We start from the raw sequence: 9807 nt of genomic DNA on the forward strand, positions 1-9807 counted from the left end.
TTACAAAGCGTGTATAGATTATGACTGGGAAAAAGTCGATATTGAATTGAAATCTGCAAAATCAGAAAATTTGATTGAAGCACAACGAGAAGAAATCGATCTATTGCGTGCTTATTTGGAACGCAATTGGGCATACATGAAACCAGCTCTTCTTCGAGGGTTAACGGATAAACAATGCGGATATGGATCGTGTGAAAGTTTGCACCGTCCATATAGTTACAGAATGAAACATCAAGGACGAACTTGACTATTAAAAGGTGCAAGTGCAATGGTTCATGTGATTGACCGTTTGAGAAATGGAACGTTACGAAATCTATTCCGATTCAACTTCCGTACTTATAAAAAATTGAAGAAGAAAAAAGAGAAGGAATTTGAAACGGACGCATGGAAAGTCTATCCACACGAGGAACATCAAATTCCGCAAGCTAAGATACCAAATTTTGGATCAAGCCAAACGGCACTCGGCAAGCTAAAATCTGCATTGTGAGCATGAATGTTTTTTATCAAAAAAACTGTTTACAAAAGTAGAACTTTTAAGGTATAATAGACGTATAGGAAAAGCTGATATATCAATAAAAACGAATGGTTTCATCATAAAATAACAAGAATCGAAAATGTAAAAAGATGATTTTGTGTAGTTGTTAGATGTTATTTAATGAATTGATTGGAAAACCTACAATACTGAAACGCATACTTTAAGAGATTTACTATCGCATTATTCTTAAAAATAAGGTAAACTAAAGAGGATATGTCCAACAACTATGCAAACTAGAGCAGAGAAAATTTTTTCTCTTTTGTGGTTTGTCTAGTTCAGTTGGAACATAAAAATAATATACAAAAAGAGGTAAAATAATGAGTAAAAAACAAGTTTTTGAAACAACGCTTGCAGGTCGCCCTTTGAAAGTTGAGATTGGTCAAGTTGCCAAGCAAGCAAATGGTGCAGTGGTCGTGCGTTTTGGTGACACAACAGTGTTGAGTGCAGCAACAATGAGCAAAAAAGCAATTGATGCAGGATTCTTTCCATTAATGGTAAATTATACGGAAAAAATGTACGCAGCAGGGAAAATTCCGGGTGGATTTTTGAAACGAGAAAGCCGTCCTTCTACACAAGAAACATTGATTGCACGTCTCATTGACCGTCCAATTCGTCCAATGTTTGCCGAAGGATTCCGCAATGAAGTACAAGTAATTAATACAGTGCTTTCTTATGAAGAGGACAATTCTCCTGCAATGGCAGCAATGTTTGCCTCATCTTTAGCACTTGCAGTTTCTGACATTCCTTTTGATGCAGCGATTGCTGGGGTAGAAGTTGGATATGTGGACGGAGAATATGTATTAATGCCAACTCCTGCACAAAAAGCGAAATCTACGCTTGATTTATCCGTTGCAGGAACAAAAGAAGCAATTAACATGGTGGAAAGTGGAGCAAAACAGCTTGACGAGGAAACAATGCTTGGAGCTTTGATGTTTGGGCATAAGGCAATTCAAGAATTGGTTACATTCCAAGAGGAAATCGTTGCACAAGTTGGGAAAGAAAAAGCAGAAGTTGAATTATTGATTGTGGACGAGGAACTTTCAAAAGCAGTCAATGAAAAATATTATGCTGCTCTGGCGAAAGCTGTGCAAATCGAAGAAAAACAAGCACGTGAGGCTGCAACAACAGAAGTTCGTGATGAAGCTGTTGCATATTATGAAGAATTATTTGCAGAAGATGAAAACTTCGAGCGTAAAATGCGTGAAGTCAATGAGATTTTAGAGCAAATGGAGCATGCGGAAGTACGTCGTTTGATTACCATTGATAAAGTGCGTCCTGACGGTCGTAAAGTAGATGAAATTCGTTCGCTTGATGCAGAGATTGATTACCTTCCACGTGTGCATGGTTCTGGCTTGTTCACTCGTGGGCAAACGCAAGCTCTTTCTGTTTTAACACTTGCACCACTTTCTGAGGGGCAGATGATTGATGGCTTGGACGAAAAATATGACAAGCGTTTCTTGCATCACTACAATTTCCCTCAATATTCAGTAGGGGAAACAGGTCGCTATGGAGCACCGGGTCGTCGTGAAGTTGGTCATGGAGCATTAGGTGAGCGTGCTTTGGAGCAAGTATTGCCAAGTATTGAAGAATTTCCGTATGCAATTCGTTTGGTTGCAGAAGTATTGGAGTCAAACGGTTCTTCTTCGCAAGCGAGTTTGTCAGCAGGAACACTTGCACTTATGTCAGGCGGTGTGCCAATTAAGGCACCTGTTGCAGGAATCGCAATGGGACTTGTTTCAGACGGAGAAAATTATACTATTTTGACAGATATTCAAGGACTTGAAGATCACTTTGGCGATATGGACTTTAAAGTGGCAGGTACTGCAGAAGGTATTACAGCACTTCAAATGGATATTAAAATCAAAGGAATCAACGAGCAAATTTTACGTGAAGCATTGATGCAAGCGAAAAAAGCACGTTTTGAAATTTTAGATGTCATTACAAATGCTATTGCCGCACCACGTGAAAATCTTTCAGAATGGGCACCTAAGATTGATTCTATTCAAATTAAAGTGGAAAAAATCAAGGATGTTATCGGTAAAGGTGGCGAAGTCATCAATAAAATCATTGATGAAACAGGTGTTAAAATCGACATTTCTGAAGAAGGTTTGGTTTCAATTTTCTCTATGGATACAGATAAAATTGAACAAGCGAAGAAAATTATCGAAGGAATTGTTGCAGAGGCTGAAGTTGGTCAAACTTATCTTGGAAAAGTTGTCCGCATTGAAAAATTTGGAGCATTTGTTAATATTTTACCAAATAAAGACGGATTGGTGCATATTTCACAACTTGCCAAAGAGCGTGTCAACAATGTAGAAGATGTAATCAAACTTGGAGATGAAATTTTAGTGAAAGTAACAGAAATTGACAAGCAAGGACGTGTAAATCTTTCAAGAAAAGCGTTGCTTGACAATTAATGAAATCCATGCTGGAGCATGGTTTGTCTGGATGCTCTGTGGAGAATAAGACATAAATGATAAAATAAACGAAAGATGCTCACATTTGCGAGCATTTTTCTTTTTTATAGGGGTGGAAATTTTTCTAAAATCGTGGTAAATTTTAAGTGTCTATTAGTTTTTGGTATTGATTTAACTTTAAACTATAATTTTAGAGTAAAATCAGTATAAGGTGGAGATCTAATAGATGATTAGGAAGAGAAAGGTGTATGCAAGTTTTAGCTGAAAATTCCTCGTTTAATAACATTTTAGACGAGCGATTAATAGTTATAAATTGAACACTTTCAAAAAAATATTAACGGAGGTATCCTAGGGATGAATATGATTGGAATTTATCGAACAGATTGCCCAATCCATGCAGACAGAAATGGTCAAACAACAGAGTTATCTGACTTTGGTTGTACGGACATTCGTGAAATTAATGCGGAGATTGCACTTGATGAGAAGCTAAAACAGCTTGAGGACGGCACAACGATTGTTGTTGGACGACTTTCTTGCTTGAATGTGGTAGCAAGACAATTTGGGCATTTAGCTGCTATTATGATGGATAAGGGAATGCATTTTGTGGCAATCGAAGACGGCATTGATACAAGAGCGGACAAAGATGCAAACTTTTTGGAACGTTTGAGCCAACTTGGTCAAATGGACGTTGCGGTTATGAAAGAACGTACACAAAAAGGTCTAGCACGTGCAAAACGTGAGGGGAATTTTGGCGGTCGTCCAAAATTAGACGAAAAACTTGTCCGTCGCATTCAATTCTTATATGTGAACGACAAATTGCGTCCATTTGAAATTGCAAAACAAACAAATGTTTCGCTTGGTAGTGTCTACAAATATTTAAAAGAATCTAGCTTAATGTAAGAGCGAATAGATAGGTTGGGGAGAACCAGCCTATCTTTTTTTGCTATACGAACAATTACGAACAATCATTTGTAAATTTAAACAATTCTCTAGTTTTTGAGAGAGAAAAATGTTATATTATGTACGTTATCTATCCTTTTATGTATCGAAAGAGAATGGATAGCAAAAAAAACAGAGTAGAAGGTGCTGCGTTAAGTGTCGCAAGGATGGGATGTTGCCTGCGAACGAAAGCGTAAGCTGCGGTAGCCCTTCGCATTCGCTGATGAATGTAGCTGCTCGAACCAAAAGGAGAGTGCTTTACATGAAGAAAATTTTCACCCCGAGGAATATTTCCTTGATGGCGGTTTTAATCGCACTGGATATTGTGCTGACTGGACCGCTTGCGATTTCTACGCAATTTTTGCGTGTGTCGTTTAGTTTTGTTACGCATAGCATAATCGGCGTGCTGTTTGGCCCGATTGGAGCTGGTGCGTCAATGTTTGTAGCTGATGTTGTGCGGGCAAATATTTTCCCAGCAGGACCATTTTTTATCGGTTTTTCACTTTCAGCTATTGTTGTTGGCGTAATGTATGGACTTTTTTACTACAAAAAAGAAATTACATGGCAACGTGTAACATTTGCAACAATTGTGATTACGTTGACAGATTCGCTTTTTTTAACACCGATTTGGCTTTCTATCATGTATGATGTGCCGTTTTGGTCTTTAATGCCTGTTCGATTTGGAAAAGCATTGATTATGATTCCGATACAAATCATGATTTCTCATTTCATTTTGACAAGATTGACAGGTCTTTCTGAATTTAAGAAATTTCAAATGATGAAATAACTCAAAGCACTCTCATCCCGAGTGCTTTTTTTTACAGAAATAAGATGAAACAGTATTAGAATGTAACAAAACCTCATTGCTTTCCATGAATTGTAAGGAGTTGTAACAGAACTGTTATAAATATCTGGAAATTTTTCTATATAATAAGAGAGATGAATATGCTCAATAAAAGTGAGGAAAATCTTTTGAAAAGAACAACATTCTTATCACTTCTTCTTGTGGTGTCATTTGCGTTGCCACTTGTTGCAGTAAAAGCAACAACGCTTGAGGAAATTAAGCAAAATCAGGCAAACGTGTCACGTGAGACAGAAGAACTAAACGAAAACTTGAACGATGCTCTTACCAAAACAAATGAAAAATACCGTCAAATAACGGAATTACAAACCGAATTGGATAAGGCGAAGGAAAATCTTCAAAAATACAATACAGACATTACCAAAACGGAAAAGTCTATTGCAGTAAGAAAAGAGGCTGTTGCAGAGCAAATGAAACAACTTCAGCTCAACAATCAGCAAAATACATTTCTCGAGATTCTACTAAGCTCTGAAAATCTTTCAGACGTTATCAATCGTTCGATTGCGATGAATACAATTCGCAATGCACAGTCGGAGAAAATTACAAGTCTTGCAGAGGCGAAAGAAAAATTGGTTACGCTAAAAGAGAAAGTAGCAAAAACGGCGAAAGAACTTGCAGAGAATACGGAACAAATGAAGAAAGAAGCAAGTGAAATGGAGCAACAAGTTGCCTCTTTGAAAGCGGAAGTAGCGAAGAAACAGCAAGTTATGCAGACTTTGGCACAGGCTCAAAAGACAGAAGAAACGAAAATTGCAGAGGCAAATGCACGTCAAGAGCGTGAGTTGGCTATTTCGCAAAAACAGGAGAGCATTGCAAGCGATAGTGGCACTGAATCGAATGCTCCAGCAACTAATCAGCCGAGCGTTTCGACTGGCAATGGTAGAGAGATGAACGTACAGGCAACAGGATATTCTTGTCAAGAGGCAGGGTTGTCGTGGCATACAGCGACAGGAATTGACCTTAGACAAAATCCGAATGTGATTGCAGTGGATCCGTCTGTTATTCCACTTGGTACACTTGTTGAAGTGCCGGGGTATGGAGTGGCAGTAGCAGGAGATACTGGCGGAGCGATTGTTGGCAATATTATTGATCTCCATTTTCCAACGGTTCAACAAGCGTTGAATTGGGGACGTCGCAATGTGACGATTAAAATTTTAAGTTAAGGGTACCTCTAAAACGTAACAGAGCATCTTCTGAATGCTCTGTTTTTTAGGTGAAAAATAAATGAGAGCAGGAAAATATGAAAAAATGTAGCTGGGCAATGACCAATAAAGAATGCGAACAATATCACGATGAAGTTTGGGGTGTAGAAGTTCACCATGATGAAATGTTGTTTGAAATGCTCTCTTTGGAGCTGAATCAATCAGGGTTATCGTGGGCAACGATTTTGAAAAAACGTGAAAATTTCAGGCGAGCATTTGAGAATTTCGATATTGATAAAGTGGCAAATTATGATGAAAAAAAAGTAGAAGAATTGCTTGAAGATAAAGGAATTATTCGACATCGATTAAAAATTGTGGCAGTAATCGAAAACGCTAAAGCGATTCAAAAAATTCAAGAGGAATTTGGAAGTTTTGACCAATACATTTGGCAATTTGTCAATGGCAAGCCGATTATCAATCAATGGAAAAGCGAAAAAGAGATTCCGAGCTTTACAGATTTGTCTCTTTTGATTTGTAATGATTTGAAAAAACGCCAATTTAAATTCGTTGGAAAAACAACCGTTTATTCTTTCATGCAAGCAATCGGGTTAGTTAATGACCATGTGGTTGATTGTTTTCGGTATAGGGAGGTATTTTTGGAAAAATGAGTTGAATCGCACCTAAAAAGGACAATCTCTAATTGAGATTGCCTTTTTCTTCACGAACGCCAACCATTTCCAACTTTTCTATCCACCCTAAACTTCCCATTTTCACTAAGCGATAAGTTTCTTCGAAATCGCCTGTATAATACGGGTCAGGCACGCTATCATTTTCATGCTCTTCGACATTTTTCAGGAAATTTGTCACGATAGCTGAGGAGTTTTTTGGCTGAATTTGTCGTAAATCACGTACGTTTTCCAAATCCATGCCAATAATATAGTCATAATAATAAAAATCGTCTTGATTGATTTGACGGCTCGTTTTTCCGTTTGTTTTCAGTCCGTGTTTGGCAAGTTCACGTTGCGTTCCGTTGTGAACAGGATTTCCATGCTCCCAGCTACTTGTTGCAGCACTTGCAACTTCTACTTCCAGACCATGTTTTTCTGCTAAATCACGAAAGACAAACTCTGCCATAGGACTTCGGCAAATATTGCCAAGGCAGACAAATAGGATTTTTTTCATGCAATGTTTCCTTTCCGTTCCTTATTTTTTAAAAAGTGAAGAATAGTTAACACGAGCATTATCCAAAACTTCATTTGAAGTGTTATCTATAATGACACGTGAGTAAGGATAATTATTCTCTCTTTCTTCTTTTGGTTCATCGTTACTATGAAGTTGAATTTCACTTTCTTCGCCGTGGTTGATAAACTTGATGATACCTGTCCACCTCATAGTGTCCTCACCATTTCCGAGTTTCAAAGAAATGCTGTTTTTCCCTTGCTCTACAACAGAAACGTTCTCCCAATCCATGCCCTCGAAATACAAATCAACTTTTCCAGCAATAAGATTTTTATCTGAGAAAATGAGATGATAATATTCTTCTGCCTCTTCTCTCGTTTTAAAAGAAGGACCTGTTATTTTCTTTTTCTTTTCACTTGTACTTGTGGCATTTGTATTTGATTGAGAAGTCTTTTTTTGTTCGGTTTTCGTGCAGGCAACAAGTGTGAGACTTAGAAAAGTAGCTACCAATATAAATGTTATTTTTTTCATTAAATTTTTTTCTCCTTAGATTAATTCCATTTCAAAAGGATAACCAAAATGCTCATAAGCCTTTGGTGTAGCCACTCGTCCTGTTTTCGTGCGTTTCAAAAATCCTTGTTGAATCAAGTAAGGTTCATACATATCCTCAACGGTTTCAGCATCTTCTGCGATATTGACCGCAAGTGTGGTGAGTCCAACAGGACCGCCTTGATAAAGCTCAATCATTGTTTTCAATAGCTTTTGGTCAATTCTATCTAGTCCTGCATTGTCTACTTCTAGCATGATAAGTGCTTTGTCGGCAACGGTTTTATTGACCACGCCATTACTTTTTACCTCGGCATAGTCACGCACACGCTTGAGCAAACGATTGGCGATACGTGGGGTTCCACGACTTCTTCGTGCGATTTCATTTGCACCGTCCTCTAGCATTTCCACATTGAAAATTTCACTACTACGCAGAACAATTTCTTGCAAATCAGCAACTTCGTAGTATTCCATGTGCAAAATAATACCAAAGCGGTCACGCAAAGGAGCAGAGAGCATTCCTGCACGTGTGGTCGCACCGACTAGAGTGAACGGAGGGAGGGGAAAATGCACTGCATGAGCATTTGGACCTGTTCCCACCATAATATCCACGTAGAAATCTTCCATAGCTGAATAAAGTAATTCCTCTGCTACACGAGGAAGACGGTGAATTTCATCGATAAATAACACGTCTCCAGCCTCTAATTCATTTAAAATGGCAACTAAATCACCCGTTTTTTCAATTGCAGGGCCACTTGTCTGTTTTAGCCCAACGCCTAACTCATTGGCAATTACATATGCCATCGTCGTTTTCCCAAGCCCCGGAGGACCAAAGAGTAAGACGTGGTCAAGTGCCTCGTTTCGATTTTTGGCAGCTTGAATATAAATGCTCATTTTTTCTTTTACTTGATTTTGCCCAATATATTGAGAAAGATATTGCGGTCGCAAGGATTTTTCCACAAGCTCCTCACCTTCTTTTTCTTCTGGGGAAATCAGTCTATCGTCGTCCATTTTTACCTCCTCTTCCGCTCATGTGTTATTTCTGTGTTAATAATTTTAAAGCCTGTCTCAAGTAAGCATCTGTTGTTAATTTTTCTTGATCAAGTGCTTTTTTGACTTTCTTGACGTCTTTTTCTGGATAACCGAGAGCTTTGAGTGCCTCTAGTGCTTCTGATAATTCTTCGTTTTCATTCTGTTCACGAGCGACACTCATCAATTCTTCGCCTGCAAATTCGCCTAATTTGTCTTGTAAATCTAAAATCATCTGTTGAGCGGTTTTCTTGCCAACACCCGGGAATTTTGTTAAATAAGTTACATCAGCCGCTTGAATCGCACTTACCAAACCTAAGTGATCTTCGCTTGCTAAAATTGCCAAAGCACTTTTCGGTCCAATGCCAGAAACGCTGATAAGTCGAGTAAACAACTCTTTTTCAGCCTCATCATAGAAACCGTAAAGTGTGTGAGCATCTTCACGTATTACTTGGTACAAGAAAATTTTTACCTCTGCATTTTTCAAGTTAGAGTAGCGATAAGGATTGGCGACACTTAGTTTATAGCCAATGCCAAATGTTTCCACGACCACATAGCTTGGCGTGATGAGTGTTAATTTTCCGTTGATATATTCGTACATAGTTCTCCTCGTTTTGTTTTTTTATTCTATCAGACGATTTCCACACCGAAAGGGGCAAAAGAAATCATTGCTAATTTAAAACTTTGTGCAGCAAATGGAATGCCAATAATCGTAAGCGTTAAAAGAATGGCACTACATAGGTGAATGAGACATAATTCCCAGCCAATCAATAGCACCCAAATCACGTTTGCTAGAAAACTGACGGAATTTCCACGATTAATAATTTCTTTGCCAAATGGTGCAAGTGAAAATAAGGCGATTTTAAAGCATTGCTTGCCGATAGGAATACCAATAATTGTGATACAACAAGCAATTCCTGCGATTGTCCACGAGAGAAAACTCGCAATCCCTCCAAAGAGCATCCAAATAATATTTCCTATACAACTCATGAAATTCTCCTTTTTCTAATGGTGTAGTGCTGAGGCTTACTCCTGTCCGTACCTCTCGCTTTTCTTTGTCTAGCTACGAGGGGCAGGAGTCTGGTGGCTGTTCGCAGTGCCGCTCGAAACTTCGTTTCGAGTATATGAACGGCACGGCTCACTGCCACCGCCTCCTAA

Annotated in this window: 11 protein-coding genes, 2 pseudogenes and 1 riboswitch; of the genes and pseudogenes, 7 read left to right on the plus strand and 6 right to left on the minus strand. The window is 38.5% G+C overall.

Going from position 1 to position 9807, the window contains the following annotated elements:
* From B5D30_RS13835 to B5D30_RS11515, 7 genes and pseudogenes are all read left to right on the plus strand, one after another.
* A pseudogene (locus B5D30_RS13835) lies at positions 1-247 on the plus strand (ISLre2-like element ISAot1 family transposase); the annotation flags it as partial.
* A gap of 21 nt (positions 248-268) precedes the next feature.
* Positions 269-487 (plus strand): hypothetical protein, encoded by a 219-nt coding sequence (locus tag B5D30_RS11490; RefSeq protein ID WP_078808216.1) that lies wholly within the window; start codon positions 269-271, stop codon positions 485-487.
* A 365-nt stretch (positions 488-852) separates the two neighbouring features.
* Positions 853-2943: pseudogene (pnp, locus tag B5D30_RS11495) on the plus strand (polyribonucleotide nucleotidyltransferase); the annotation flags it as partial.
* A gap of 363 nt (positions 2944-3306) precedes the next feature.
* Positions 3307-3852 carry a recombinase family protein gene (locus B5D30_RS11500; protein ID WP_078808218.1) on the plus strand — a complete coding sequence of 182 codons (546 nt, stop codon included), beginning with the start codon at positions 3307-3309 and terminating at the stop codon, positions 3850-3852.
* 170 nt (positions 3853-4022) lie between these two features.
* Positions 4023-4116: riboswitch (THF riboswitch) on the plus strand.
* A gap of 37 nt (positions 4117-4153) precedes the next feature.
* Complete coding sequence (locus B5D30_RS11505) at positions 4154-4678, plus strand: folate family ECF transporter S component (RefSeq protein WP_159443314.1); 525 nt, start codon at positions 4154-4156, stop codon at positions 4676-4678.
* Positions 4679-4863: 185 nt separating this feature from the next.
* Positions 4864-5916, plus strand: coding sequence for a 3D domain-containing protein (locus B5D30_RS11510; protein WP_159443315.1), 1053 nt, complete (start codon positions 4864-4866; stop codon positions 5914-5916).
* A gap of 77 nt (positions 5917-5993) precedes the next feature.
* The gene (locus B5D30_RS11515) at positions 5994-6563 is read left to right on the plus strand and encodes a DNA-3-methyladenine glycosylase I (protein ID WP_078808221.1); all 570 of its coding nucleotides are present in this window, start codon (positions 5994-5996) and stop codon (positions 6561-6563) included.
* 28 nt (positions 6564-6591) lie between these two features.
* Here B5D30_RS11515 and B5D30_RS11520 read toward each other — a convergent pair whose 3' ends face one another.
* Genes B5D30_RS11520 through B5D30_RS13840 form a run of 6 tightly spaced genes read right to left on the minus strand, consistent with a single transcriptional unit; the run spans position 6592 to position 9791 of the window.
* Positions 6592-7077 carry a low molecular weight protein-tyrosine-phosphatase gene (locus B5D30_RS11520; protein WP_078808222.1) on the minus strand — a complete coding sequence of 162 codons (486 nt, stop codon included), beginning with the start codon at positions 7075-7077 and terminating at the stop codon, positions 6592-6594.
* A gap of 21 nt (positions 7078-7098) precedes the next feature.
* Positions 7099-7605: a hypothetical protein gene (locus B5D30_RS11525; RefSeq protein WP_078808223.1), complete on the minus strand. Its 507-nt coding sequence runs from the start codon at positions 7603-7605 to the stop codon at positions 7099-7101.
* A gap of 15 nt (positions 7606-7620) precedes the next feature.
* Positions 7621-8631 (minus strand): Holliday junction branch migration DNA helicase RuvB, encoded by a 1011-nt coding sequence (ruvB, locus tag B5D30_RS11530; RefSeq protein WP_078808224.1) that lies wholly within the window; start codon positions 8629-8631, stop codon positions 7621-7623.
* 25 nt (positions 8632-8656) lie between these two features.
* Positions 8657-9250, minus strand: coding sequence for a Holliday junction branch migration protein RuvA (gene ruvA, locus B5D30_RS11535; RefSeq protein ID WP_078808225.1), 594 nt, complete (start codon positions 9248-9250; stop codon positions 8657-8659).
* Between the two features lie 29 nt (positions 9251-9279).
* Positions 9280-9639 carry a YccF domain-containing protein gene (locus tag B5D30_RS11540; protein ID WP_078808226.1) on the minus strand — a complete coding sequence of 120 codons (360 nt, stop codon included), beginning with the start codon at positions 9637-9639 and terminating at the stop codon, positions 9280-9282.
* Positions 9636-9791 (minus strand): hypothetical protein, encoded by a 156-nt coding sequence (locus B5D30_RS13840; RefSeq protein WP_159443316.1) that lies wholly within the window; start codon positions 9789-9791, stop codon positions 9636-9638. The genes B5D30_RS11540 and B5D30_RS13840 overlap by 4 nt, the downstream gene beginning before the upstream one ends.
* Between the last annotated feature and the right edge of the window lie 16 nt (positions 9792-9807).

It is taken from the genome of Pilibacter termitis, assembly GCF_900167335.1.
GTDB lineage: Bacteria > Bacillota > Bacilli > Lactobacillales > Streptococcaceae > Pilibacter > Pilibacter termitis.